The organism is Galactobacter sp., from assembly GCF_022712295.1.
In the GTDB taxonomy this organism is placed as follows: domain Bacteria; phylum Actinomycetota; class Actinomycetes; order Actinomycetales; family Micrococcaceae; genus Galactobacter.
Genome location: NZ_JALAGT010000015.1, coordinates 1 through 26,376 on the forward strand (window position 1 = coordinate 1; position 26,376 = coordinate 26,376).

Genomic DNA, 26,376 nt, shown 5'->3' on the forward strand with positions numbered 1-26,376 from the left:
CCACCGGCTGGCTGGCGGATCGATTCGGCACCCGCCGCGTGTTCAACGTGGCGGTCATCCTGTTCACCGCAGCATCGTTGGCCTGCGCGCTCTCACCCACGCTCGGGGTGCTGGTGGCCGCCCGGGTGATTCAAGGCATCGGCGGGGCGCTGATGGTGCCCGTTGGCCGACTCGTCATCCTCCGCACCACCGCCAAACAGGACCTCCTTCCCGCGTTCGCCTACCTGACATGGCCCGGCCTGATGGCCCCGGTCCTCGCGCCGGTTGTGGGTGGATTCTTGGCCCAGACCATCGGATGGGAGTGGATCTTCCTCATCAACGTGCCCTTGGGAGTGGCGGCGCTGATCGCCGGGCACTGGCTGCTCCCCCGGTCCGAGGTCCTGTCCGCGACGCGCTTTGACGGGTGGGGGTTCGGGATCCTCGCCTGCGGTCTCGCGGCACTCACCGCGGGTGCCGAACTGCTCGGGTCCGGTTCCTCCCAGGTTTCAATGCCCGACGGCACGGGCTCAGGTTCCGCCGTCCTGTTCGGCCTGGGTGCCGGCGCCGTAGGCGCCATCGTCCTGGCGCTGGGAGTGATGTTGTGCGCGCTGGCCGTGGTGCTGATGCGTCGTGCATTGAAACCATTGCTGCGGTTCGGTGCGCTGCGGTATGCCACCTTCCGAGTGGGGAATGTTTCCGGGTCGGTGTATCGGCTGCTGATCACCGCGCTGCCGTTCCTGGTGACGCTGTGGCTGCAGCTTGGGCTGGGCTACTCCCCCGTGGTGGCCGGCGCTATGGTGATCGCGATCTTTGCGGGCAACATCGCCATCAAACCGCTGACCACACCCATCATCCGGGCCTTCGGATTCAAAACCACCCTCGTTGGGTCGAACCTGCTGGGGCTGCTGATCATCGCGGCGTTCGCTTGGGTGGGGGCGGGGGCGCCGATTGGCCTGATCCTGGTGCTGCTGTTCCTCTCCGGGGTGTTCCGTTCCATCGGATTCACGGCGTACAACACGGTGCAGTTCGTTGACGTTGCGCCGGAGGGGATGAATGACGCGAACACGCTGTCCTCGACGCTGCAGCAGGTGGGCACGGCTCTGGGGATCGCCGTGGTGACGCTGGCCGTGCGGGTGGGTGAGGTGGTGGCGCCCGGTGGCCCGGCGGCGGGTAGGGCGAGTGACTGGCCGGGGCCGTTCGCGGTGGCGTTCCTGATCTCGGCCGGGATCATGGTGAGCCCGCTGGTGGGGTCCGGCAGGCTGCCGCGGGGGGCGGGCCTGGAGGCTCGGGCGCGGGGGTAGGAAGCCGTCCCAGAACAACGCTCACCTCCTCGGTGCGACGTGCCAGGCTTGGACGTATCACCATCTCCGAAAGGTCTCCGATACATGACCCGCCAACGCATCGCCGTCGTCGGCCTCGGAACCGTCGGGGCTCAGACCCTGTGGCAACTCTCGAAGCAGGATTGCGACGTCACCGGGTTCGAGCTCTTCCACCCCGGCCATTCCCGTGGCGCGGCGGGCGGGGAGTCGAGGCTGTTCCGCCTGGTGGAGATGGAGGATCTGGCTTACCAGCCGCTGATTTTCCGCTCCGACCAACTGTGGCGCGAACTCGAGGCCGAGACCGGGCAGACCCTCCGCGACCTTTCCGGAGCCCTCACCTTCGGCATCCCGAACGAACCAGAGATGGAGGTCGGCCTCCAGAGTGCGGCACTCATCGGCGACCGCGCCGAGGTTCTCACCCACGAGGAGACCACCGAGCGCTTCCCCATGTACAAGATCAAACCGAACGAGATCGCGATCGTGGATCACGGCGCCGGCACCATCTTCCCGGAGAAGACCATCCGTACCGCCGTGGCTGCAGCCAGGGAGCACGGTGCCATTGCGCGCACCGAGGCCCGCATCACCGGGATCGAACAGCACGGGGACCAGGTGCAGATCACCGTCAACGGGGAAACCGAGGTGTTCGATCAGGTCGTCGTCGCCGTTGGCGCGTGGACCGCCACGCTTCTGCCGGAGATGGCCCCGTACCTAGCCACCCGTCGCCTGCTGTCCACGTGGTTCCTGCCGCGTACCGGGGCGAGTTTGGAGGGCATGAAACCGTACATCCGGGCGAATCCGAACTACTCCTACGGTCTGCCCACTGCGGACGGCCTGGCCATGAAACTTGGTCTCGGCTTCCCGACCCATCTACCGATCGAGTCGCCCGACACCGCGCGCCTCAGCATTACCGAAGAGGACCTGGAACCCGTCCGCTCGCTGGTGGCCGAGTTCCTCCCCCACCTGGAGCCGTACCCCATGCGCATGCAGGCGTACTACGAGGCGTACACACACAACCGGCACGAGTACATCGCCCCGCACCCCACCATGGACAAAGTGCTGGTACTGGCCGGATTCTCCGGAAAGGGCTTCAAGAACTCGCCTGTCACGGGTGAGATCGCGGCCCGCCACATCATGCGCATCCCGCAGTCGGCGGATGCACAGTTCTTATTGAAGTGCGCCCACCCAACGGCCTGACTCAGGGCTCCAAAGGCCGCCGGGTGCGCACCCGGCAACGCCGGTCACGTCCAGTGCAGTCAGCCTCTGTGTGCCACCTGCGCTTTCGTCCGTGCTGCGCCGCTTGACGCAACAACCACGAGTGCAGACACGGATCCGGCAGCTTTGACCAATCCGTCAGAGACGCCGGCAATGATGGGACTGCGCTCAGAAAGGACGTACCTATCATGATCACTTTTCGCCACACCACATGGTCAGTAGGTGGAAGCCGTGACCGCGATCGCGCCGCGAAGATTCTTGAGCTTATGGCGCGGCTGGGGCCACTTCTCAACCCCGACCAGCAGCCGAACGTCTTTACCCTTAGTCCGGGCAATGCCGCGGTGGTTGTTAGAGCGAGTTCCAACAATCAGTCCGTCAGCGCCGCCCCGGCTTCGGTGGACTACGACTACCGAGCCAAGGTTTGGACTGCCGCGTTCGTCGATACAGAGCACGCCCTATTGTTCCCGCCAGATCTCTTGCGTCAACCCCACTGCGAACTCTCCAGGCAGCTGCTGGAAGACTTCACTAGGCTCGTGCGAGCAGCGATTAGACAGCACTCTCGCAGGCTGGAGCCTCATGACGACTTGAATGCCCACTGTCTAGACCAAGTAGCTCGCAGCTGACCTAATCCAGCTTGCAGCGGGTGCTGATATACCTATTGACGTCGCATACACATGCACCGCGTGCGTCGATTCCGTACCATTCGGAGATTCCGAGGCGCCAGGGCCTAGCTACACCAGCAACACCGGTAGCGCCGATAGGCTGAAGGCAGGGCCTGCCCCGGACGGTACACAAAAGCCCATCCAAGCTGGCTAAAACAAGTCCTCCTGGTTCCACAGGAGCCACTCCGATGACATGAAGGTGAATTCGTACATGCCAAAGCAGATCAACGTCGTCGGAGCCGTCCTTGTACGTGATGGCAAGATCCTGGCAGCACAACGGAGCCAAGCCATGTCCCTACCTGGGCTTTGGGAGTTTCCCGGCGGAAAGATTGAGCCAGGTGAGACCCCGGAACAGGCTCTGGCTAGGGAGATGAAGGAAGAGCTGCTCTGCGACGTCACCGTGGGAGAACATGTCGAGACGACCGCATACGAATACGATTTCGGCGTCGTAACCCTGACGACCTTCTACACCCAACTGGTGAATGGTGACCCTCAACTGACCGAGCATTCCGCGATCAAATGGCTCGCCCCGGCTGAGCTCCGCGATGTCGAGTGGGCACCAGCAGACGTTCCAGCCGTGGACAAGCTCGTACGGACTGCTTCCCTCTGAGCTAATCCACAGGCCAGGAACCAGTATGAACACCACTGACAGCGCTCTCCGTGACGACGCCGCCTTCGGATTCTTCGACGCGAAGCTGAGCTCTACGCAGGTTTTCAACCCCCTGCTCGTGTCCAACCGCGGCGATAACACGATGGCCCGGGCCATTAGGTCCGAGCTTCGACGTTCGCGTGGCTTCGTGTTCTCTGTCGCGTTTGTCAGCCCGAGCGCAGTGGCCATGCTCAAGCAGGCGTTTCTAGATTTCCCGGGGCGAGGAACCATCATCACTTCGACCTACCTCGGGTTTAATTCACCCGCGGCCTTTCGTGAACTCCTCAACCTGGCAAACGTCGACGTGTTCATCCACGACGACAGCAAGAATGGATTCCACGCCAAGGGCTATGTGTTCGACCAAGTCGGATCTAAGACCGCCATCATCGGCAGTTCGAACCTCACGGACACAGCCATGGTCCGGAACCACGAGTGGAATCTGCGGTTCTCGGCTCTTCCAGATGGCGACATCGTCGAGCAACTCGACCACGAGGTTCACGCTCAGCTTCAGAACTCCGTTCAGCTAACCGAGTCCTGGATTGATGAGTACGCAGCCGGATGGATCCCTCCAGCTGCACGGCAGTCAGTGAACCTTTCCGCTCCGCACAGCACACGAATCAAGCCCAACAGCATGCAGGCTGAAGCTCTGGCCGAGATCGACGCAGTCCGGAGATCCGGCGAGTCGCGCGCGCTCGTTGTCTCTGCCACGGGAACTGGCAAGACGATTCTGTCGGCCCTCGATGTTCGAGCGTTTAACCCCCAGCGCATGTTGTTCATCGTCCACCGCGAACAGATCCTCGACCGCGCGATCCAAGAATTCCAGAAGGTTCTGGAGGCACCCTCTAGCGACTTCGGTAAGCTCGTTGGCGGTCAGAAACAGCTGGACCGTAAGTATGTGTTTGCGACGGACCGATCACTGGCCAACCCTGAAACACTCGCTTCTCTTGATCCCGCGACCTTCGACTACATCCTGATTGACGAGGTCCACCGAAGTGGTGCCTCCGGTTATCGCCGCATCATTGACCACTTCGCCCCTAAATTTCTCCTCGGGCTTACGGCGACCCCTGAGCGCACCGACGGTTTCAACGTCTATGAGTTGTTTGACTTCAACGTCCCCTACGAAATCCGGCTGCAGAAGGCGCTGTCCGAGGACATGCTCGCACCGTTTCACTACTACGGGATCAAGGACTTCGAGCGCGATGGCCAAGTGATCGACGATTTCTCGAAGCTAGGCACGTTGGTGGATCCCGAACGGATCGACCACATCATCGATGCCCTAGAGACCTACGGCCACGTGGGTTCCCCGGTTCGCGGACTGATGTTTTGCAGCCGCAAGGACGAAGCCGAGAAGCTCTCATACCTCCTAAACCAAAGGTCGGTGCATGGCAAACAGCTAAGGACGCTGGCGCTGACTGGCGACGACTCGGTACAGACTCGTGAGGACGCTGCGGATCGGCTGGAGAACGGCGACCTCGACTACCTCATTACTGTCGACGTCTTCAACGAGGGGGTCGACATTCCTACCGTGAACCAGGTGGTCATGCTCAGGAACACCCAGTCGAGCATCATCTTCACTCAGCAGCTGGGCCGGGGTCTGCGAAAGGCTGCCGGCAAGGACCACCTCGTCGTGATCGACTTCATCGGGAACTACGCGAACAACTACCTGATCCCCATCGCCCTGTTCGGCAATAGCTCACTGAACAAGGACTCCGTACGTCGTGACTTGATTGAAGCCCAGGACGCCGGCGCCATAGCTGGCCTGTCCAGTGTCAACTTCGACAAGGTCTCCAAAGAGCGGATCTTCAATTCAATCGCAGCTGCGAAGCTCGACAGCCTGAAGGAAATCAAGAAGTCGTACCTCAACCTACGCCAGCGGCTTGGGCAGCCGCCGCGTCTCTACGATTTCGCTCGCTTCGATCTTGCGGACCCCGTGGCGGTAGCTACGGTCACAGGGGCCAAGAACTACTGGAGCCTGGTCAAGAAGTTCAAGGACACGGACCGCGAACCAAACTCGGGGCAGGAGGCCGCACTGCGCTTCCTGTCCACCCAGATTCTTGATGGCAAGCGGCCCCACGAGCTGTTGTTGCTCCAAGCACTCGTGCAGACACTTGACGAGCCTACGACCCGAGCTGCCATCCCAGTCACCGAGTTCGCGGCCCTCCTCAGTGCTCAGAATCTTGATTATGGAGAGGACGTTCTGCGGTCTCTAGGGCTCATTTTCAGCCTCGAGTTCTTCACTGACGCAGAGCGGCCGAAACTGGGTGCGCCCATCATCGAGCGAGATGGGTCGGCCTTCGTGCTTTCTACCGATTTTGTGGGATGGATGGTCAACGACGGCCAATTCGCTGGCCACGTGGAGGACCTGATCGAGACTGGGCTATTCCTGGCGCGGCACCGCTATGACTGGTCCACCACCCTTGAAATCGGTAAGCGGTACTCCCGCAAGGACGTCTGTCGGCTTCTCAATTGGAACAGCGATCAGAAGGGAACCATGTACGGCTACAAGGTCGACATGCCCACACGGACCTGCCCGATCTTCATCACTTATCACAAGCACGATGACGTCGCAGCGAGCACCGCTTACGACGATGAATTCCTCAACGAATCCCAGATACGCTGGTTCACCCGCAGCCGTCGAACGCTCAAGAGCGCTGAGGTGAAATCAATCGTTGGGCAGGAAGCCACCCTTCATCTGTTCACCAAGAAGGACGACGCAGAGGGCTCTGACTTCTACTACCTCGGCTCTGCGTCGCCGTCAGATCCTCAGCAGACGACCATGCCCGGCGGCGACGGAAAGGATCTGGACGTCGTGACGATGACCCTGTCTCTCGACTCCGCGATCGAAAGTGCGCTTTACGACTACCTGATCTCCGCCGGCGATGCCTGAACGCTCCAGTGCCCCGTCGAGTGCGGTCGGAACTACACTTCTTCTATGTCACTCGTGGAGCCTGCTTTCCAACGTATCTCAGCAATTGGCCTAGCCACTGCAAGCGCCGCCCTATGCGTGGCCGTACTCGTTGGCTGTAGCTACTCCGTTCCTGAGCCTGCCGACGTCACAGATGAACCAACCGCCTCTGACTCATCCGCTCAACAACAACCAACAGTTTCCTCGGCGGACTCGGCACCTACCGCGTCGGCGGTCAACCAGTATGGCGAGGACGCTAACGAAGTCTTGGGGGCCAACATAGGGGCCGCAACCTGGGACAGTATCGCAGAAGACAACTGCTCGAAGGCCGCGTACTACCCTGAGAGCAACGTCTGGTCGGTGCCATCATTAACATCATGGGACGTTGATCGCGAAGATTTGATAGCATACTCGGTCGCAGTTTCGATAGTTTCTAAGTGCCCAACACTTTCACGTAGCATTACAAAAATGCATCCAGAGTTTTCAAGTGCAATATGGGTGCTGGATTCATCACTGCCCACCACCAAACCACAGCCAACTTTCACCCCCGCCCCCACTGCACCTACCTATCAACCAGCACCTACGGCCCCATCTGCACCAGCATTTACTCCGGCTACGAATGCACCGGCGCCAGTTTATGGTGGTGGCGGGTACGTGGTTCCATGCATGGATGGTAGCGTCTCTCATTCTGGTGGACACCAGGGAGCGTGCTCGCACCATGGTGGCACGAATTAATAATTACAGATCTCAAATCAACGCCCATATCCACACAGCCCACTAAATGATGATTTAGCGCCCAACAAGTAGCTACTTATCATGGTAGTCAATTGTGTCACCTCTTGGACACGTACCGACTTCGCCGTTCGTAGAATCGCCTCGGCCAGTCTGCCGCCTTGGAGATCCCGATCCGCGTGGTCGTGACGATCTCCGAGTCTGACAACGCCGAGCCACGCATCAACTGCAGCGGCGGCCCCGAGACGTCGTGGCCCGTCAGGGAAAGATCCACGGCGAGCGCCTGGCAGAGCTTGCCCGGGCCGTTCGTGACGAGCGGTCCCGTCCGGCCGCCACGCGCCGCCACCATGAAGTCCTCGCCTGCCAACGGCTCAACGGCACGGATCAGCACGCCCTCCCCGAAGCCAGCAGGCCCGGCCACCATGTTCAGGCAGTGGTGGATCCCCATGGACCGATAGACGTAGGCGTGGCCGGCCTCCATGAACATGGCGGAGTTGCGGGGCGTCTGGCCGCGGAACGTGTGGGAGGCCGGGTCGTTCTGGTCATAGGCCTCGGTCTCCACGATGCGCACCCGCAGCTCCTGGCCGTCGATGGTGCGCACCAACTCGCAGCCCAAGAGTGCACGGGCAGCCTCCTCCACGGGAACATCCAACCAACCGAAGTCCATGCTCACCACGGTACGGCCCCGGCGTCGTAGCCTGCGCCACCCCAGCGGAGCCTGGTTCCCACCGTGGAGCTGGTGGGCTACCGGCTCCTCAGTGAAAACGCGGCTCAATCACGACGCTGAGGTGGGAACCCGGCTCCATTTCAACGCCCAAAGTGGAGACCGGGCTCGGACCGCCGGGAGCCCTACCGAACCGGCCCGCCACAGAGCGTCACACGGCCCTGCAACCCTGGGGCAAACCTTGACGCCCCGATAGTTACCGGTAACATCAATGAGCGTTGTGACCGGTCCCACAAGTATGTAGCTGGCACCGCAACCGAGCAGGTCCCCTGATCAACGTCGATTCGAGGAAGTCCCCGATGACCAAACGTCGTGCACTCATACCCGCCCTCCTGGTAGCACCCCTCTTGGTGCTACCGGCCCCCATCGCGGCAGCCACGCCGGCAAGCGCACCGGCAGCGCCGGCCGCAGCAACCACCCCCAAGGCGCCCGAAGCAGCGCAGACCAAGACCGCGCCGGCCGCCATAACCCCGGCCAAGACCCCAGGTCAGCCGGACAACACCACCGACTACCTCTTCGCCTACTTCACCGGAGACGAACGAAGCTCCACCGATGAGCAGATGTACTTCTCCACCTCGGAGGACGGCGCCCAGTGGCACGATCTCCGCAAGGCCGGCGACCCCGTCCTGTCGTGGGACAAGCAAGAAAAGGGCGTCCGCGACCCGTACCTGGTCCGCTCGGGCGACGGGAAGAAGACCTACCTCATCGCCACGGACCTGAGCATCTACCACCGTGGCGGCTGGGGCAACGCCAACGCCACCAACACCGGCAGCAAGGACCTGGTGGTCTGGGAATCCGAGGACCTCGTGAACTGGTCCGAGCCGCGGGCCGTGGATGTGGCCTCCAAGATCGAGGGCGCTGGCATGGCCTGGGCTCCGGAGGCCTTCTGGGACCCCGACAAGCAGCAGTACATGGTCTACTGGGCCACCGCGTCCACCCCGGAGAACACCAACGGGGACCGCACCAACATGTATTACTCCACCACCAAGGACTTCAAGACCTTCACGGACCCGGTGAAGTGGATCGACCGGGACCACTCCATCATCGACACCACCATCATGAAGGCAGAAGACGGTTGGTACTACCGCGCCTCGGGCGACGGTCAGATCACCATCGAGCGCACCAAGAACCCTTATGCCACCTCCACGGCGGCGAGCGCCGCGGATGAGAAGAACGTGGGCGAGGGCCAGTGGGCGTACGTCGGCACTCTGGCGGACACCTTCGGTACGCAGGCCTACAGCGGCGCCAAGCTGGAGGGTCCCGAGCTCTTCCGCTACAACGATGACGACATCGTCACCGTGAACGGCGTGGAGATGCCCTACGGCCTCATGGCAGATCAGTACGGAGAGGGCAAGGGCTACCTGCCCTTCCGCACCGCTGATGTGAACTCCACCGACAAGGCGCAGTGGTCCACCGCGGACGACGTGGACTTCGGCGACCTCAAGAAGCGCCACGGCACCATCCTGCCCATCACGGCGGAGGAGAAGCAGCGCATCGAGGCCACCTATGACAAGAACAAGCCCGTGGAGCCGGTGGACCCCGACGAGGCGGGCTCCGACCCGATCGCGGCCTACGACTTCGAGGACGCCGCAGCGCCGGGCAAGGACACCACCGGCAACGGCAACGACCTGGTACTGAAGGGCAACGCTGAGATCAAGCAGCCGGAGGGTCGCGATTCAGCGGCACTCAGCCTGGCCGGCAAGGGCCAGTACGCCGAACTCCCCGAAGGCCTGCTGGACCGCCGCAACGAGATCACCGTGGAGTTCTCGTCCCGCTCCCGCGCCTCGAGCGGGAACTTCTTCTCCTTCGCCCTGGGCGCCGATCAGAACCGCTACCTGTTCACCCGCCTGCGCGGGGACAGCGCGTACGCGGCCATCACCAAGAACTCGTACCAGAACGAGTCCGGCACCACCGGTTCCATCGACACCACGGGTGCCTGGCACGACTACACGCTGACGCTCACCAAGAATCATCTGGCGCTCTACGCTGACGGCAACCTATTGGGCGAAACCGACACCAAGACCGCCGTCACGGACCTCGGCACCGACCTGAAGTCCTACCTGGGCAAGTCGCTCTACGCCGCGGACGGCACCTACAACGGAGATTTCGACGACGTGCGCATCTACAACTACGCCAAGTCCGCCTCCGAGGTGCAGGGCCCGGCCTCATCCCTGTCCGTCGAGGACACCGAGCAGATCCTGTCGCAGCGCACCACCACTGCTGAGGACGGCTCCGTCACCAAGAAGATCGTGCTGGACCACTGGGCGGACCCCAAGACGGGCAAGACCTCGGACAAGTCAAAGACCTCCTTCGACTACACGGTCCCCGAGGGCGCCACGATCAAGGACGCTGACGGGAAGACCCTGACCGCAGCGGACCTCAACAAGATCACCGACTACTCCGAGCCGCTGAAGCTCACCGTCACCGACGCAGACGGCAAGACGACGAACCTGACCATCGGCGTCGAGGTCATCGTGACCCCGATCCGCATCGCCGGCGACGAGGCCAAGGCGTCCGGCATCGGGGAGAAGGACCCCACCGGCAACGAGGGGTGGAAGTTCTTCGCCGACCCGGAGATCACCGCCCATGACGGCAAGTACTACATCTTCCCCACCACGGACGGTTACGCGGACTGGGCCGGGCACACCATCCACGCGTTCGTCTCCGACGATCTGGTCACGTGGAAGGACCAGGGCGCGGTCGTTGACCTGAAGAAGGACTCGGACCAAATGCCCGACGGTCGGTCCGAGAAGGCGTGGGCGCCCGCCTTCGCGGAGCGCGACGGTAAGTTCTATCTCTACTTCTCCGGCAACGGGCAGGTGAATGTCGCGGTCTCCGATCCCGCCAAGGGCGGCACCATCGCCAGCGGCTATGAGATCCAGAACGTCAAGGTGGAGTCCAGCATCGACCCGGGCGTCTTCCAGGACCCGCAGACCGGGAAGTGGTGGATGACCTGGGGGCAGAACGAGGGCATGTACGCCGAGCTGAACGATGACATGACCGGCATCAAGCCGGGCACCACGGTGAAGACGAACGCCACCAAGGACATCCGCGAGGCCTCCTACATCACCGCCCGCAAATGGAACGGGAAGTGGACCTACTACTACACGTACTCCATCGACGACACCAACAGCCCCAACTACAAGGTCGCCTACGCCACCGCTGACACGCTGGAGGGCGACGGCACCCAGTGGACCTTCCGGGGCGACGTGTTGAAGAAGGACCTGGACAAGGGCATCCTCGGTACCGCACACCAGTCCGTGCTGCAGGTTCCCGGGACCGACGACTGGTACATGGCCTACCACGCGTTCCTCACCGACGAGATGCGTCCGCGCGGCAACGACTCCACGCATGGCGGCAAGCAGATCGCCACGGGCAACAAGCGCGAGGTCCGCATCAACAAGATGACCTACACGGAACCGACCGAGGCTGAGACCGAGGCCGGCGAGGTGCCGCTCATCAAGCCCATGGAGGTCACCTACGAGGGCGTGAACCCGGAGACCATCCCCGTGGTCGCCATCGCAGGAGCGGACTCCGCTGATGCCGTATCCACTCGCACGGCGCCGTCCGGTGCCGTGACACTGGCGGCGGAAACGTCCGCAGAAACCCCGGTCGGTACCGAGGTGACGGCCTCCTTCAACGAGGGCTGGGAGGGCGTCTCCTTCCAGTGGTACCGCGGCGATTCCGAGATCGACGGCGCCACTGGCGCCTCCTACACCCCCACGGCGGACGACGAGGGGCAGGAACTCAGCGTCCGCGCCGTCGGGCAGTCCACCACGGGCGTGCTGGGCAACGACGGCACCGCGGCATCCCGCACCGAGGAGCTGACCTCCGGGGCCATCACGGTCGTGGCCGCCGATGATGAGGACGGTGACGAGGAAGGCACCGATCCTGACGGAGACGGTGACACCGGAGCAGGCGACGGTTCCGAGGCCGATGGGGACGGAAATGGCTCCGGAGACGACGGTTCCGGAGACAATGCCTCGGACAACACCTCCGGTAGCGGTGGATCCGGAGATGATTCTGCCGCTGAAGGCTCGAGCTCCCCTGCCGGTACGGACGGGGGCGGCACCGCCCCGGGCACGGATCCCGATTCCGCTGCCGGCAACGGGAACGGACAGCCGGCTGGATCGGACCACGGTCCCACTTCCGTCTCCGGACACCAGGCCGGTCTGGCCCACACGGGTTCGCCCATGGTGGCCCCGTTGGTCGTGACGGGCGTGCTCGTCCTGTTCGGCGCGGCGTTGTTGGTCCTGCGTAAGCGGCTGCGTCACTGACGCATCAAGCTGAAAGCCCGGCCCTGGGCTCCACTGGTCATTACGAACCGGGAGAGCAGGGCCGGGTTTTCGTCTTTGGGCCGTGCTCCCGGAAGGTCATCACAGCGGAATCGCGACCGGCCTCTGCTCCACGGGGATGTCGTCGAAGTCCATGGCCCGGCCGAAGGCACCGTTGAACCCGCAGGCCCGCGCCGCCGCCTTGGCACCGGCCAACGCGGCATCGGCGACCGAGGCACCGGAGTAAAGCTCATACAGGAACCCGGAGATGAAGCCGTCGCCCGCGCCGAGGGTGTCCACCGGGTCCACGCGATGCGTACCCTGCACGAACCCGCCGTCGGCCGAGGCCACCCACGCGCCCTCGGCACCGAGCGTCACCACCGCCGTGGTGCAGCCCAGGCGCAGGGCGTGGGCGGCCAGCGCCTCGACCTCGGCCCGCGGCATCCCTGCACCGGAGAAGAACGCATGACTCACGTGCGGGCACACCTGCGCCACGTACTCGTCCCCATGCTCGTCGGAGAAGTCGAAGGACACCGGCCCCAGCGCAGCCAGCTCGGCCAGCCGATCCTCGAGCGACGAGTACACACTTGTGTGCGCCACATCCGCGGCAGCCACGGCGACCAGATCGTCCTCGGTGAGCCGCAAGCGCAGCGCATGCTGCACTCCCCCGCGATTGGTCCCCACGAAGCGTCGATCCCCGTCGGCATCCAACGCCACCTGCGGAGACCCCGTGGGCCCCACCGTACGGCGCACCAAGGACGTGTCCACACCCTCCGCCTCGATGGACGTCAGCAGATGATCACCCTGGACGTCGGTGCCGACGATCCCGATGTACCCGTTGCCCCGCGCCCCCAGTTGCGCCGTGTACACGGCCACGTTCACCGCGTTGCCGCCTGGATACAGTTTCCCCTCATCGACATAGTGGTCCAGCACGTTGTCGCCGATCCCCAGGAGTCGCATTCTTCCCTCATGTTCCTACGGCGTCCCACGTACGTGGGACGCGATTGCGTCGTGATGCCCGACGGCGTGTGCCCGCCTTCGTCGCGAAGGCGAGCACCCGCCGTCGTGCATGGTGTTCAATGGTGGTGGCTCAGTACTCCATGCGCCACATGTAGCGGCGCACGCTGAGCGGGTGGCCGCGGTGATCGGCCAGCGCGTCCGCATACATCCGCAGCCACTTCCCGAAGACGATGACACTCAGGTAGCCGCGCAGGTCCTCTGCCACTTCGCTCAAGTCCAGACTCTCGGCGTCCAGCACCACGACGTCGTCGGAGTACTTGCTCACGAAGTTCACGCCGCGCTCATCCAGCGGCCGGGTCTCGCCGTTGCCCACCAGAACGATGAACGGCACGTCGGTGTCGGTGATCTCGAAGGGCCCGTGGAAGTACTCGCCGGCATGGATGGCAGCGGAATGCATCCACTGCATCTCCTGCAGCAGGCAGATGGAGAAGGCGTAGGCCTCGTGGAAGTTGGAGCCGGAGCCCATGGTGTAGACCAGCTCGTGCTTCTTGTGGGCCCTGCCCCAGGCATCCGCGACGTCCACGTTTCCGGCACGTACTGCGGCGAGCACCGGGTTCAGCGCGGACAACGATGCGTCCAGGGCCTGACCCTTGGTGTTGCCCTCACGCTCGGCCAACAGGCCGAATACGATCCGGTAGAGGACTCCCTCGGAGGAATCATGTAGGTCGATGTCGGGACCGTGGACGTAGGTGACCACCTGGTCCGCGTTCTGCGCCAGCGGGGAGGCGGGATCGTTGGTGATCGCGATGACCAGCGCACCGTGCTCACGTCCATAGGCCGCGGCATTGACGGTCTCCGGCGTGGTGCCGGAATGGGAGCACGTGATGACCACCGACTTGGCACCCAACCCCTTGGGCCCCCGGTGGATGAACTCGTTGGCGTTGAGATGGTGCGCCGCGATGGCCTCCGACTCGTGATCCAGGACGTACTTGGCCGGGCCGAGCACCGCGAAGGATCCACCACATGCTGCGAGGTAGACGTTGCCGACCGTTTCGCGTGCTGCGATGGCTGCCACGGCCTCCTGGACCTGGCTCTGGATGTCCTCTGGCTTGTTGACGATGACGTCACTCACGAGGTGTGTTTCCTTGTCTTTTGGTGGGGTGTTTGATCTGCGTACCCGCGCGGGTTGCGACGGGTAGTGTTACTTGGAGGAGCCTGCCGTCAGGCCGCGAACGAACTGCTTCTGGCCCAACAGGAAGGTGATGATCACCGGGATCGCAGCGATGACCAGGGCCGCGAAGAGTGCGGACCAGTCCGTGGTGAGCTTGCCCTGCATCTGGGCCAGACCCACCGGCAGGGTCAGCTTGTCCGGGGAATCGATGAACACCAGAGCGAAGGCGAACTCGTTCCAGGAGAAGATCACCTGCAGCACCGCGGCTGCGGCCAGGATGGGCTTGCACAGCGGCAGGATGATCTGCCAGAAGGTGCGCCAGCTGGAGGCTCCGTCCAGGGTGGCCGCCTCTTCCAGCTCACCCGGAAGATCGATCATGTAGGACCGGATCAGGAACGTGGTGAACGGAACGCGGAAGGCCACGTAGAGGATCACCAGTGCCGTGCGTGTGTCATACAGCCCGATCGCGGACATGAGGTTGAACAGCGGGACCAGCGCCACCGTGGGAGCCAGCATCAGGCCACCCAGGATGAACATCAGTACCGGGCCGGCGAAGGGTATGTGCAGCCGGGAGAGCGGGTATGCGGCGAACGCCGAGATCACCACCACCAGCACGATCGAGATGACGGTGACCCAGAGGGAGTTGCCGAAGAACCCGACCACGCCCTGGTCCACGGCCCCCTTGTAGCCGTCCAGGCTGGGATTCTTGGGCAGGCCGAAGGGATCGTTGAAGATCTCCTGCGAGGCCTTGAAGGAGCCGATGATCATCCAGACCAGCGGGTAGATCACCGCCACCACGAGGATGCCCAGCAGGACCCAGACCAGGGGCCGCACCCCGTACTTGGATCCCTTGGAGAGCTTGTGCTTGGGCATCTCCGCGGTGCGGAACTTCAGGCGCTTGCCCGGAGGGATGGTGGGGTTGGGGTCGGTGACGCTCATACCAGTTCCACCTTTTTCTTGTTGGCCCGGATGATCTGGAACAGTCCGGCACCGAAAGTGATGATGAAGATGATGGTGGCCAACGCTGCCGCGTAGCCCATGCGGTCCGCCGTGAAGGCGTTGTAGTACAGCCAGGTACCGAGCACCTGCGTGGAGTTGTTGGGGCCGCCGCTGGTCATGACCTGGACCTCGTTGAAGACCAGGAACGCTCCGGAGAGCGTCGTGATGATCATCAGCGTGGTCATCTGCCGCACCATGGGGACGGTGATGGTGAAGAAGGAGCGGATGGGGCCGGCACCCTCGATCTGCGCCGCCTCGTACAGCTCCCGCGGCACCTTCTGCATCGCCACCACGAACAACAGGGTGGTGTAGCCGAAGTTCAACCACTGGCTCATGATGATGATGGAGCCCATGGCCGTGCCGCTCTCACCGAGCCAGGCCCGCTGGAGATTCCCCAGCCCGATCACGTCGAGGAACTCGTTGAAGACACCGATGTTGGGGTCAAGCATGAACGTGAAGAGGATGCCGCCCACGGTGATGGAGACGGTGGCCGGGATGAAGTAGATGATCCGCAGCGCTCCGGAGAGCTTGCGTCCCACGAAGAACTCCAGGCACGCGGCCAGGGCCATGGCTCCGGCCACCTGCACCATGAGGGACACGATCGCGAAGGCGACGTTGTTCCCGAGCGCCTGCCAGAACACGGGGTCGTGGAAGGCCCGGACGTAATTGTCCATACCCACGAATTCGGGCTGCTGGAAGGCACCCCACTTGTAGGTGGACATCGCGAAGTTGGAGACGATGGGGTAGTAGACGAAGATCCCGACCAGCAGGAACGCCGGTACGAGCCACAACAGATTCCGCCAGGCGGCATTGCGGGAGAGTCTCATGAGGTGCCTCGTGGGGTGTGGTGAGAATGAGTGGGGTCGGTTCGCATCAGTCCGACTCCTCAGAGGCGGCGGCCTTGACCTGCTTCATGACCTGTTCCGGCGTCAGGGATCCGGCGAGCAGACCCTCCGCCCCGGCCAGGAAGGCCTGAGCGGTGTCCGGAGCCGCGGCCGTGTCCAACCACACCGCCATGGTGTCCGTGTCATCGATCATGTCCGCGAGTTGCCGCTGTTGCGGGATGGTGTCGGCGTTGTCCGCGGAGCCCGCCACGGGTGAGAGCCAGCCCAGCTGCTCCAGGAGTTTCTGCCCGTTCTCCTTGGTGGTCATGAACTTCAGGAAGTCCGCGGCGAGCGCCTTGTTCTTGGACTGCGAGTTGATCATGAAGGTGTCCGGTGCACCCGCCAGGACGGACTGGTCACCGCCCGCATCCGTGATCGGTGGGTTGCGGAAGAAGCCCCAGGTGTCCTCGAAGTTCTTGGGTGCCCCACCGGATTCGGAGAACTGGCCGAAGGACACGGACTCCGTGAAGTACATGGCGTCCTTCCCGTCCACGAAGTTCGCCGTCACGGTCTGGTCGGACACGGCGTTGGCGCCCTTACGACCGCACTTGTCCATGACGGACTTGAAGTCCTCGAGAGCCTCGATGTAGCCGGGATCGGTGAAACCGCCCTTGGCCCCGCGGTAGTCCTGCAGCACGGTCTCCATGGGGACGTGCTGAGGGATGAGCTGGGTCAGGTACTGGACCGCAGGCCAACCGTCCTGGTTGCCGAAGGCCACCGGCTGGTAGCCGGCCTTCTTGAGGACGGAGCAGGAATCGACCAGGTCGGAGAAGGTCTTCGGGATCCCCAGGCCGGCCTTCTGGAAGGCCTTTTTGTTGTAGACCCACACCTTGGCGTCCAGCGTGATCGGGACGCCGTAGATCTTTCCGTCCTTCTCCACGGTCTTCATCGCGGCGGAGGAGAACGAGTCTCCCCATTCGGTGTCCTTCAACAGCGGGGACAGGTCGGTGGCATACCCGGCGTCGATGAACTGGTCGGCGAAGGCGCCGGGCCAGGAGAAGAAGACGTCCGGCAGCTTCTTACCCGCCGCCAGCACACGCACCTTGTCCTTGTACGCCTGGTCGCCGGCGTTCTGGATGGTCACGTCGACGCCGGGGTTGGCCTTCTCGTAGTCCTCCACGATGTCGTTGAAGTACGGCGAGTACTTGGCGTTGCCGTACTTGGTGACGATGCTGAGCTCGCCCTCCTTGGGCCCGGAGGGGAGTTCGAAGTCCGCGGCCGTCGAATCGCCCGCCCCCGGGCCAGGCGGGGTGGAGCAGCCCGCCAGGATGGCGGTGCCCGCGAGCACGGTGGCGGCAAGAGACGCCGTCAGTGTTCGCCTGAGGGGATGTCGCATGGTTCGTCTTTCCGCGTAGCCGGAGGAGTGGATCTGGGGGACCGAAATCCCTCTGGGATCGATCTCAGTGATGTAGACCATAACGAGTCCCGGAAACGGGTGTCAAGAGATTTTGGGATCGATCTCAAATCTGGGTTCGATGTGACTGTTCCTCCCCTGCTCGGTTGGTCTCTCCCGCCGCAGGTGCAGTCATAATGGGAAGGCGAAGCCGCATCGAACCGAGGACAGTGAATGAAGCCCGAGCCCAGTCGCAGCAGCCCCACGATCGATGACGTGGCGAGCCAGGCCGGCCTCTCCCGTTCCACGGTCTCCCGTGCCCTGGGCGGTTACGGCCACGTCAGCGCCAAGGCCCGGGAACGTATCGAGGCTGCCGCCCAGGCCCTGAATTACAACGTCAACATGGCCGCCAAGTCCACCCGCACCGGACGATCCATGACCCTGGGCCTGGTCGTCGCGGACCTCGGCGAACGGTTTTTCGCCGAGGTGGCCCACGGTTTCGCCGACGCCGCTCGCGAGTCCGGCTACCAGGTGGTGCTCGCCAACACCGACGACGACGTGGACGAGCAGGCCAAGGCCGTTCAAGCGCTGTTGGGTTCCCGGGTGGACGGCTTGGCCGTCGCGCCCGCGCAGACCGCGGCCGGCGAATCGGCCCAGGCCGACGTGCGCTCGGTCGGGGTCCCCGTCGTCGCCATCGACCGCCGCGTCAGCGACGACCACACCGACGTGGTCCGACTGAACTCCGAGGCCGCCGCCCACATGGCCGTGTCCCAGTTGCTGCGGGCCGGTCACCGCAGGATCGGGGTGGTCACCGGCCGATCGGTGGACCTCTCCGCCTTGGAAGACACCGACCCCGCCCCCGGCGCGAACACCAGCCCCGGAACCGAGCGCCTGAGGGGCTACGTGAGCGCGCTGAACGACTACGACGTGGCCCCTGACTCCGACCTGATCCTGCGCACGCCGCGCGCGCTGGAGGAGGCCACCGCCAAGGTGACCCAGCTGTTGAGCCGGCCGGACCGCCCGACCGCGCTCTTCGCCTCCGACGAGCTGCACTGCCTGGCGGCGCTGTTGGGCGCACAGCAAGCCGGGCTCTCCGTCCCAGGAGACCTCTCCCTCGTCGGCATCGATGATCCCGAGTGGGCCGCGGCCGTCGCCACGCCGCTCTCGGTCGTGGCCCAACCCTCGTACGACGTGGGGCGGATCGCAGCGCAAAGACTGCTGGAACGCATCGGCGGTGAGGACTCCCCGCCACGCGAGGACCTCATGGACTACACCTGGATCCAGCGCAAATCGATCGCCGCACCCCCTGCACGCCTCCGCTAACCGCCTCGCCGGACGCTTCGACGCGGTCCACGGGTCCAGCGCCCTCGGGCCGCGCTTGTCGGCCGGAGCGCAACCACGATGAGGCGAGGGGCCGTTGCCCCGCCCGTCGTCCCACGAATCTCGTAGGTGGCGCCCGAGCATCGCAGGTGACACGCGCCCCGCACCCGGGCACGGGTGCGGGGCGCGAGCGCGCTCGTCGGACACGGAGAGAACCGCCTGCCCGACGTGGCCTGTGGCGAACTCAGGCCTTGTAACGTCCCGGTCGGAACGGCAGCGTCAGTTCCGAGACCTGGCCGCCGACCACCTCGTCGGCGATGAGCTCTCCCATGACGAGCCCCTGAGTGGCCCCGGAATGGCTGAACGCCACGTACAGGCCCGCAACGTCGTCGGTCTCACCGATGACGGGCTCACCGTCGCCGGGAATGGGCTTGTAGCCCATGCCGATGTGGTCCAGTTCCAGCTCCGGATGCCCCGCCAACACCGCGGTGGCCTCCTGCAGCAGTGTCGTGACGACCTCGTCCGAGACGTGCGGCGTCCCGTCCTCATCCACCGTCATGGCGCGCTCCGACCACCCGGAATCCATGACCAAGCCGCCATCCACTGCCGGACGGATGGCGACCCTGGGCGTGTTCAGCACCGAGGTGAGGCCATGATCAAGGGGCTTGGTGAAGGCAACGAAGGCGGCTGGCGAATCGTCGCCCATGGGAACCTTCAGCTCATCGAGGATGCCCGGCGTCTGCGGCCCGGTCGCCAGCACCACCGCGTCAGCGTCGATCCGCTGCCCCGTACCGGTGAGGACGCCCACCGCACGACCGCCCTCCACCACCGGCACGCAACGACCGGCATTCTCGATGATCTCGGTGACACCGTAGGTCTCGATCTCGGTCCGGAGCTCCGCGATGACGCTGGGCAGATCCACCCAACCCTCGTCCGCATTGAAGATGGCGCCTTCGGGGTCCACGGCTGCCGGATCCACTGCGGCGACGGTCCCGGGGACCTGCTCCGGGCTCAGCCATGCGGAGACATAGTCGTGGGCACGCTCGTAGCGATAGCGCTCCTTGTGACTCTGCCCCGGCTTGGCCCAGGTGAGGCCACCGTGGAAGCGCAGGTAGTCCTGCGAGCCCGGAACGCGGGCAGCGAAGTCACGCCACCTGGAGATCCCCTCCAACCGGATCCGGTGGTAGGGCTCGGAGCGGAAGCCTGCGGAGTTCAGCCAGGCGAGGGTCCGGCCCGATGCGCCGTCGGCCAGGGTGCCGGATGTGACCCAGGTGGTGCGTACTCCCTTGCGGGCGAGTTGTTCTGTGGTGGAGGCTCCGAAGATGCCTCCACCGATGACGATCACGTGGTCGGGTGCCTGGTGGGGAGTGCTCATGGGGGCCCTTTCTTACGAGTGAGCGCGGGAGACGGATCTACCGCCGCCGCGGCCGACGGATCGGCTTCTGGAGCTGGGATCGGGGATGGGACACCGGGTGGTGAGGCTCGGCGCCCCGTTGGACGAACCGGTGCGAAGGCCCACAGGTCTGCGCGCCCGCGCACCTGCGAGGCAATCGGGTTGCCGGTCAGTGGGCCCACGAGACGGTGGACCAGCGGCTCAGTGGGACTGCAGGCGTTCGATGATCTCGATGACGTTCACGGAAGCCGAGGGGTCGACGGGCGCGTCGGCACCGCGCAGCAGCCACTCGGCAATTGCTCGATAGAACCCTGCGTAGTCACCGGACTCGATGGGAGTGACGCCGGGAGCGTCGACCGTGCCGACATGAGCCTCTCCGTCCGAGACGCCGAACCCGGGGTCCCCCGGACGCATTCCGGACTTCAGCTGAGGCTCCTGAGGATCCAACCCGTAGGTGACGAAGCCTCCGGTAGGAGACAACGCACGCAACCGCGGCCCGGGCTGGGCGCACAGCGTGGACATCCACAGGTGGGAGGTCACACCGGAGGCGTGGTGCAGGGCCACGAACGCATCATCGGGGGCCACTGCACCGGCACGCCGCGTTTCCAGCTCGGCATAGGGTTCGCGATCCGGGTCCAGGGGGCCGTGGAGGGTGATGGCCTGATCGATCAGGTGGGCACCCAGGTCGTACAGGACCCCGCCTCCCGCCTCCGTGGTGGTCTCGGACTTCCAAGAGACCCGGGGCTGCGGCGTGTAGACCTCGAAACGCGATTCGAAGCGTGAGACATCCCGCAGTTCCCCGGACTCGAGGGCGTGACGCAAGGAAAGGAAGTCCCCGTCCCAGCGACGATTCTGGAAGACCGTCAGGCGTCGGCCCAGGCGCTGAGCCAGGGCGACCAGCTCCCGACCTTCCTCCGAGGTCACGGTGAAAGGTTTGTCCACGATGACGTCGAGGCCGGCCTCCAGCGCCTGCCTGGCCAGGTCCGCATGGGTGGCCGGCGGGGTCCCGATCACCACGAGATCCAGTTCGCCGGCTCGGTCGAAGACCTCGGCCGTGGTGGCCACCACCTCGGTTGCCGGGTAGGTCTCACGAACCTGGCTCGCGCGGTCCGCATTGCCCGTGACCACGAGACTGAGCGTGAAGTCGGGATCCGCGTGGATGAAGGGGGTATGGAAGATCCGGCCGGACGTACCGTAGCCCAGCACGGCGGTCCGGATGAGATCTGATTCCGAGATCGACATCGATGGTCTCCAAAAGTCGGTTCGAAGAATTGGGATCGATCCCAGTCTAGGCCGTGGATCTCATCCGGACCAGCCCCTACCCCCAGGTGACCACGTCAGCGTGCAGACGTGGTCAGGACACGACGCGTCAGTACGCCATCTGGCGGTAGTAGCGGCGGGTCGTCAGCGGATGGTCCCTGACCACCGCCAGGTTGCGGCTGAAGCGCCCGGAAGCGGCATGGAGGATCTGCGGGCCCAGCAGACCCCGGAACTCATCGGAGACGCCCGGGAGCTCGAAGTCCTTGGAATCCAACACCAACACATCGGCTGAGACCTGGGTCGCGAAACGCTCCACACGTTCCATCACAGGGCGCGTCTCATCCTCTCCCTTGAACAGCATCATGCTGGTGTCCTTCTCGATGAGCTCCAGGGAACCGTGGAAGAACTCGGCACCCAGGACGCGCGTGGTCTTCAGCCACTGCATCTCCTCGAGGATGCACATGGAGTACAGGTACGTCAGCCCCCAGGTGTAGCCGGAACCCACCAGGAAGTGGAAGTCGGTGTCCGCGTGATCGCGGGCCCACAGCTGCGCCTTGTCATCCACCTGCTCACGCACCGAGGCCAGCGCCTCCGGCATGGCCTCGAGATCGCGCACCAGCCGGTCGTAGCCATCGAACTCACCGCGCTTGTCCAGGATGGAGGCTGCGAGCAACAGGAACGGGATGTCCATGGGCCAGGCCCCCGGGTCGGAGAGGAAGACCTGGTCCACGTTCTGTGCGATGGGGGTCTCGGCACGCCCGGTGAAGCCCAGCGTCGTGGCCCCGGCCGCCTTGGCGAAGTCGATGCACTCGACGATGTCCGGCGTGGTGCCGGAGTCTGAGGCGAACACCGCGACGGAGTCCGAGCCGAAACCGGGATCCGGGGCCAGGATGAACTCCTTTCCGACCACGGCCCTGACCGGCCATGACGAGTGCGTCTGGAACAAGCGCTCATACGGCAGTGCGGCGGAGTAGGTCCCGCCCGCCCCGATGAAGTAGAGATTCTTGTAGGGGCCGTCGACGATGCGCTGCGCGGCCTCCTCGATCTGGCCGCGCAGGGCCAGCATGCTTCGAGTGTTGGCCAGGTGAGTGTCGAGGTCGAAGTCCAGCACTGGATCCTCCATTGAATTGGTACCGGTATCAGTTGGTGTGGACGATCCTTCCATGCCTGCGGTCACAGTTCAATGGGATCGATCCCAAAATTTTCGAACACGACGGGAACTGCCCCGATGGGCAGGAGATGGACACGGCTCAGCGCTTCGGCGCCGCCACCGATTCCCTATGTGCGAGTTCGGCGGCCAGTTCCACCTGGACCGTGGCCTCCGTCGGGTTCTGCATCCGTCTTAACAACAAGGACGCAGCCTCGATCCCGACGCGTCGGGCAGGCTGGGCCACGACGGTCATGGGCGGTTCGATGACCGCTGCCCAAGGAGAATCATCGAAGGCGATGAGTGATACGTCCCGTGGATATCGCAGGCCCTCCGCGCGCAGCGCACGCAGCATGCCCGTGAGGGCGCTGGTCTCCGTGGCCAGGAACGCCGTCGGCGGATGCGGCATGGCCAACATCGATTCCACCGTGAGGGCGGCGGACTCCTCGTCGGGTCGGACGTGGGAGACCAGCCCCGGGTCGGGCTCGATCCCGGCCTGCTCCAGCGCATCGAGGTAGCCCAACAGTCGGTCACCCTCGCTGGAGAGCGAGGTGCCGACCGCATCCCGGAGCTCGTCGAGGGTCGGCGGCGCTGTGGACGTGGTGGGGCCCCACAGGAAACCGATCCGCCGGTGTCCGTTCCGCACCAGTTCGTCGACCGAGTCACGCGCCACCGCCCGGTTGTTGATCACCACTGCGTCGGCGTCCAGGCCGTCCACCGTCCGGTCGACCAGGACGAGCGGGATACCACGTTCCCCCAACACGGCCAGATGCGAGACGGACGCCCGGCGACCTCCACTCGGTGCCAGGATCATGCCGTCCACCAACTTGTTGACGAGCACGTCCACCGCCGCACGTTCCCGTTCCGCTTCTTCCTCGGAACTGATCAACAGCACGTCATAGCCATGCTGCGATGTCGTTGCCGAGATGCCGCGCAACACTTCCGCGAAGAACGGGTTGGCCACGTCCGCGAGCACCACCCCGATGGTCTGTGTGCGGCGGGTGGCCATGGAGCGTGCAACGGAGTTCGGCCTGTACCCCAGCTCCTCCGCGGCCGCCAGCACCTTGATGCGGGTCCGCTCGCTGACCGCGCCGTAGCCACCGAGTGTGCGAGCAACCGTGGCACGCCCTACCCCCGCAGCCTGCGCCACATCGGAAATGGTCGGCGTACCTCTGCCGCGTGGTGGCATGCGGTCCCTCTCTTGGCGTGTCGTCAGTCCGGCCTCCAATGTATCCGCAGAACACCTCGATCCCGTGCGGACAGGCTCGGAAGGGTAAACGGCTTGCCCAACAGAATCTCCGTCGCGCGCCCGACCCGGCCGCAGGACGTCGGGCACCGAGAACCCCACCTCTGCACCGCCGATCCACCCGCCCACACGAGGGACGCCGGTCGGTGCGGATCCGCGGATCCGCACCGACCGGCGTCCCTGCCTCGGCGGGTGTTGTCCGGTCACCCCCTGGCCTACATGGGGCCGTTGGGGAGGTGCGGCAACGGCTTGGGCTGGTGGAGCTCAGGGTGCAGCTCCTTGGAGCGTTGCACGAACTTGCCCGCCAGCCAGACGGCCACGGCGATGGCCGCGCCGGCCGTCGCGAACGTCGTGGAGACCGGTTCGAAGATCGACTCCAGACCGACCTGGAACATCACGGCGCCGAACCAGCCCGTCAACAGGCCGAAGCTGATGCCGACCGTGAGTCCGGTCATCCATCTCGTCAGTCCTCGGTCGGGGTAGATCATCGCCCCCACGAGGCCCAGGATCAATCCAATGACTCCCCAGGTGAAGACAGCCATGGAACTCACCTCACTTCTTCCTTGTCTCAGAAGTTGCGGAGCGAGGACGCCGCGCGCATCCCCGCCAGGAAACGTGTGGAACTTGTCAACGTCGCCTCCCTTCGGTGATCCGTTGTGAGTCCCTCCACCGTAGGCCTGTGGTCGGCGGCAAGCAATGGCTGTCCTGGCTGATCTCGCCCAGGCTTTCCGTCGCCACAACACGCGGCGCCCATGTGGTTGTGACGGAAAGCCTGGGGAAACGTGGCTACGCAGTGACCACGTTGTATTCACGCACCCGAGGATCCTCCGTCAGGAGATTCAGACCTTCGAGTTGAGCTTGGCAGACCAGCATCCGATCGAAGGGGTCACGGTGATGCCACGGCAACGACCGGAGGTGCTCCGCGTGGGCGGCCGTGAAATCCAGGAGATCGAATCCGGCAGACATCACGGCATCCACACAGTCGGCGGGGGCGTCCAACTTGCCCAACGAGGACTTGATGGAGATCTCTGCGACGGACACGCTGGAAACGAAGATGGTGTTGGATCGATCCGCGATGATCCGACGGTGCAAAACGGACAACTTCGGATCATCGCCGAGCCACCAAAGGAGGACATGAGTATCCAGCAGATAGGCCGCGCGATTCACGCTCCGTACCAATCCCGCTCGTCATCCTCGGTGAAATCGTCGAAGTCGTGGTGGATGTGGACCTTGCCCCGCCAGGCGCCAGGGACCCGTTCTGGCTGTTCGAGCCACTTGACCAAGCGCACCACTGGCTTGCCGGCGCGGGCAATCACGATGTCTTCCCCGTTCTCGGCCCGTTCGATCAACTTGGACAGCTGAGTCTTGGCCTCGTACACGTTCACCTGCTGCGACTTCATGCCACGATGATCCGCTAGTTGGTCAACTTGGTCAACCCTTTCCGCTCATACCCTTTCCGCAGCATTGGTGGCGAAGCCGTCCATGAGATCTTCATACGGCAGTCCGCCCAGGCTTTCCGTCGCCACAACACGCGGCGCCCATGTGGTGGTGGCGGAAAGCCTGGGGGTCAGTCTGTAGGAGCTGTTTCCGAGGGGATCGAAGCCTGCACGCCCGTCCCACCGGCCTTCACCAGCCCCACCGCCACGGCCGTGGTCAACGGGATCGCGACGACCAGCCCGATGGACCCCACCAGGATGGAGACCACCTCCGCGGCCAGCGAGGACGAGTTCAGCAACTGTCCTATCGGCAGCCCGTACAGGCTCATGACCATCAGCGACGCGAACGCGGAGCCCACATAGGCGAACGCGATCGTGTAGACCGTGGAGGCGATGTGGTCGCGCCCGATCCGCATGGCCCGGCCGAACAATGCCCGCGCACCCAGCCCTGGGGACGCCTCCGCCAGCTCCCACACGGCAGAGGCCTGCGTGACCGTCACATCGTTGAGCACACCGAGGCCCGCGATCAGCATTCCGACCACCACGATCCCGGACAGGCTCACGTCCGGCAGCTGGGCGTGCAGCGTGTACGTGGACTCATCCCCGAGCCCCACCAACCCCGCACTCCTCGTGGACAGCACGGCCAGGGCCGCCGTCAACGCCAGTCCCAACAGCGTCCCGATCAGCGCCGCCGACGTCCGCGCCGAGATCCCGTGCGCAAGGTACAGCACCACGAACATGATCAGTGAGCACCCCACGCTCCCCACCGGC

General features: G+C 64.3%; 20 protein-coding genes. 6 read left to right on the top strand and 14 right to left on the bottom strand.

Annotation, left to right across the window (positions count from 1 at the left end; all coding sequences use genetic code 11):
• From Q0A15_RS01195 to Q0A15_RS01210, 4 genes are all read left to right on the top strand, one after another.
• On the top strand, positions 1 to 1,280 hold a 1,280-nt coding region (locus Q0A15_RS01195; protein WP_291277712.1), incomplete at its 5' end, for an MFS transporter.
• A gap of 84 nt (positions 1,281 to 1,364) precedes the next feature.
• Positions 1,365 to 2,492, top strand: a complete 1,128-nt coding sequence (locus tag Q0A15_RS01200; protein WP_291277713.1) for an FAD-dependent oxidoreductase — start codon at positions 1,365 to 1,367, stop codon at positions 2,490 to 2,492.
• An 891-nt stretch (positions 2,493 to 3,383) separates the two neighbouring features.
• The gene (locus Q0A15_RS01205; protein WP_291277714.1) at positions 3,384 to 3,782 is read left to right on the top strand and encodes a (deoxy)nucleoside triphosphate pyrophosphohydrolase; all 399 of its coding nucleotides are present in this window, start codon (positions 3,384 to 3,386) and stop codon (positions 3,780 to 3,782) included.
• Between the two features lie 25 nt (positions 3,783 to 3,807).
• Complete coding sequence (locus Q0A15_RS01210; protein ID WP_291277715.1) at positions 3,808 to 6,708, top strand: DUF3427 domain-containing protein; 2,901 nt, start codon at positions 3,808 to 3,810, stop codon at positions 6,706 to 6,708.
• 850 nt (positions 6,709 to 7,558) lie between these two features.
• Here Q0A15_RS01210 and Q0A15_RS01215 read toward each other — a convergent pair.
• The gene (locus tag Q0A15_RS01215) at positions 7,559 to 8,125 is read right to left on the bottom strand and encodes a DNA-3-methyladenine glycosylase (protein ID WP_291277716.1); all 567 of its coding nucleotides are present in this window, start codon (positions 8,123 to 8,125) and stop codon (positions 7,559 to 7,561) included.
• Positions 8,126 to 8,481: 356 nt separating this feature from the next.
• On the opposite strand from Q0A15_RS01215, the gene Q0A15_RS01220 reads away from it, so the two are divergent.
• The gene (locus Q0A15_RS01220) at positions 8,482 to 12,459 is read left to right on the top strand and encodes a family 43 glycosylhydrolase (RefSeq protein WP_291277717.1); all 3,978 of its coding nucleotides are present in this window, start codon (positions 8,482 to 8,484) and stop codon (positions 12,457 to 12,459) included.
• A gap of 99 nt (positions 12,460 to 12,558) precedes the next feature.
• Here the strand turns inward: Q0A15_RS01220 and Q0A15_RS01225 are convergent, their stop codons facing one another.
• From Q0A15_RS01225 to Q0A15_RS01245, 5 genes are all read right to left on the bottom strand, one after another.
• Positions 12,559 to 13,416, bottom strand: coding sequence for a PfkB family carbohydrate kinase (locus Q0A15_RS01225; RefSeq protein ID WP_291277718.1), 858 nt, complete (start codon positions 13,414 to 13,416; stop codon positions 12,559 to 12,561).
• A gap of 130 nt (positions 13,417 to 13,546) precedes the next feature.
• Complete coding sequence (locus Q0A15_RS01230) at positions 13,547 to 14,548, bottom strand: SIS domain-containing protein (RefSeq protein ID WP_291277719.1); 1,002 nt, start codon at positions 14,546 to 14,548, stop codon at positions 13,547 to 13,549.
• Positions 14,549 to 14,617: 69 nt separating this feature from the next.
• The gene (locus Q0A15_RS01235; protein WP_291277720.1) at positions 14,618 to 15,526 is read right to left on the bottom strand and encodes a carbohydrate ABC transporter permease; all 909 of its coding nucleotides are present in this window, start codon (positions 15,524 to 15,526) and stop codon (positions 14,618 to 14,620) included.
• On the bottom strand, positions 15,523 to 16,413 hold the full coding sequence (locus tag Q0A15_RS01240; protein WP_291277721.1) for a carbohydrate ABC transporter permease: 891 nt from the start codon (positions 16,411 to 16,413) through the stop codon (positions 15,523 to 15,525). The genes Q0A15_RS01235 and Q0A15_RS01240 overlap by 4 nt, the downstream gene beginning before the upstream one ends.
• Before the next feature lie 46 nt (positions 16,414 to 16,459).
• Entirely contained in the window at positions 16,460 to 17,806 is a 1,347-nt protein-coding gene (locus Q0A15_RS01245; RefSeq protein ID WP_291277722.1) for an ABC transporter substrate-binding protein, read from the bottom strand.
• A gap of 231 nt (positions 17,807 to 18,037) precedes the next feature.
• On the opposite strand from Q0A15_RS01245, the gene Q0A15_RS01250 reads away from it, so the two are divergent.
• Entirely contained in the window at positions 18,038 to 19,126 is a 1,089-nt protein-coding gene (locus tag Q0A15_RS01250; RefSeq protein WP_291277723.1) for a LacI family DNA-binding transcriptional regulator, read from the top strand.
• Positions 19,127 to 19,367: 241 nt separating this feature from the next.
• Here the strand turns inward: Q0A15_RS01250 and Q0A15_RS01255 are convergent, their stop codons facing one another.
• The 8 genes from Q0A15_RS01255 to Q0A15_RS01290 form a co-directional block, all read right to left on the bottom strand.
• Positions 19,368 to 20,498, bottom strand: coding sequence for an FAD-binding oxidoreductase (locus Q0A15_RS01255; RefSeq protein ID WP_291277724.1), 1,131 nt, complete (start codon positions 20,496 to 20,498; stop codon positions 19,368 to 19,370).
• A gap of 219 nt (positions 20,499 to 20,717) precedes the next feature.
• Positions 20,718 to 21,758, bottom strand: a complete 1,041-nt coding sequence (locus tag Q0A15_RS01260) for a Gfo/Idh/MocA family oxidoreductase (protein ID WP_291277725.1) — start codon at positions 21,756 to 21,758, stop codon at positions 20,718 to 20,720.
• Between the two features lie 127 nt (positions 21,759 to 21,885).
• Positions 21,886 to 22,887 carry an SIS domain-containing protein gene (locus Q0A15_RS01265; protein WP_291277726.1) on the bottom strand — a complete coding sequence of 334 codons (1,002 nt, stop codon included), beginning with the start codon at positions 22,885 to 22,887 and terminating at the stop codon, positions 21,886 to 21,888.
• 139 nt (positions 22,888 to 23,026) lie between these two features.
• The gene (locus Q0A15_RS01270) at positions 23,027 to 24,112 is read right to left on the bottom strand and encodes a LacI family DNA-binding transcriptional regulator (protein WP_291277727.1); all 1,086 of its coding nucleotides are present in this window, start codon (positions 24,110 to 24,112) and stop codon (positions 23,027 to 23,029) included.
• A gap of 272 nt (positions 24,113 to 24,384) precedes the next feature.
• On the bottom strand, positions 24,385 to 24,720 hold the full coding sequence (locus Q0A15_RS01275; RefSeq protein WP_291277728.1) for a hypothetical protein: 336 nt from the start codon (positions 24,718 to 24,720) through the stop codon (positions 24,385 to 24,387).
• A 235-nt stretch (positions 24,721 to 24,955) separates the two neighbouring features.
• Positions 24,956 to 25,336 carry a type II toxin-antitoxin system VapC family toxin gene (locus Q0A15_RS01280; protein WP_291277729.1) on the bottom strand — a complete coding sequence of 127 codons (381 nt, stop codon included), beginning with the start codon at positions 25,334 to 25,336 and terminating at the stop codon, positions 24,956 to 24,958.
• Positions 25,333 to 25,569, bottom strand: coding sequence for a type II toxin-antitoxin system Phd/YefM family antitoxin (locus tag Q0A15_RS01285; protein WP_291277730.1), 237 nt, complete (start codon positions 25,567 to 25,569; stop codon positions 25,333 to 25,335). The genes Q0A15_RS01280 and Q0A15_RS01285 overlap by 4 nt, the downstream gene beginning before the upstream one ends.
• 167 nt (positions 25,570 to 25,736) lie before the next feature.
• On the bottom strand, positions 25,737 to 26,376 hold a 640-nt coding region (locus Q0A15_RS01290), incomplete at its 5' end, for a YibE/F family protein (protein ID WP_291277731.1).

What these genes read in the sequence shown, in the direction of transcription:
- Q0A15_RS01240 (WP_291277721.1), bottom strand. Translation starts at nt 16,413, where the DNA reads ATGAGACTCTCCCGCAATGCCGCCTGGCGGAATCTGTTGTGGCTCGTA.
- Q0A15_RS01210 (WP_291277715.1), top strand. Translation starts at nt 3,808, where the DNA reads ATGAACACCACTGACAGCGCTCTCCGTGACGACGCCGCCTTCGGATTC.
- Q0A15_RS01215 (WP_291277716.1), bottom strand. Translation starts at nt 8,125, where the DNA reads ATGGACTTCGGTTGGTTGGATGTTCCCGTGGAGGAGGCTGCCCGTGCA.
- Q0A15_RS01235 (WP_291277720.1), bottom strand. Translation starts at nt 15,526, where the DNA reads ATGAGCGTCACCGACCCCAACCCCACCATCCCTCCGGGCAAGCGCCTG.
- Q0A15_RS01250 (WP_291277723.1), top strand. Translation starts at nt 18,038, where the DNA reads ATGAAGCCCGAGCCCAGTCGCAGCAGCCCCACGATCGATGACGTGGCG.
- Q0A15_RS01260 (WP_291277725.1), bottom strand. Translation starts at nt 21,758, where the DNA reads ATGTCGATCTCGGAATCAGATCTCATCCGGACCGCCGTGCTGGGCTAC.
- Q0A15_RS01220 (WP_291277717.1), top strand. Translation starts at nt 8,482, where the DNA reads ATGACCAAACGTCGTGCACTCATACCCGCCCTCCTGGTAGCACCCCTC.
- Q0A15_RS01225 (WP_291277718.1), bottom strand. Translation starts at nt 13,416, where the DNA reads ATGCGACTCCTGGGGATCGGCGACAACGTGCTGGACCACTATGTCGAT.
- Q0A15_RS01270 (WP_291277727.1), bottom strand. Translation starts at nt 24,112, where the DNA reads ATGCCACCACGCGGCAGAGGTACGCCGACCATTTCCGATGTGGCGCAG.
- Q0A15_RS01285 (WP_291277730.1), bottom strand. Translation starts at nt 25,569, where the DNA reads ATGAAGTCGCAGCAGGTGAACGTGTACGAGGCCAAGACTCAGCTGTCC.
- Q0A15_RS01245 (WP_291277722.1), bottom strand. Translation starts at nt 17,806, where the DNA reads ATGCGACATCCCCTCAGGCGAACACTGACGGCGTCTCTTGCCGCCACC.
- Q0A15_RS01200 (WP_291277713.1), top strand. Translation starts at nt 1,365, where the DNA reads ATGACCCGCCAACGCATCGCCGTCGTCGGCCTCGGAACCGTCGGGGCT.
- Q0A15_RS01255 (WP_291277724.1), bottom strand. Translation starts at nt 20,498, where the DNA reads ATGAGCACTCCCCACCAGGCACCCGACCACGTGATCGTCATCGGTGGA.
- Q0A15_RS01205 (WP_291277714.1), top strand. Translation starts at nt 3,384, where the DNA reads ATGCCAAAGCAGATCAACGTCGTCGGAGCCGTCCTTGTACGTGATGGC.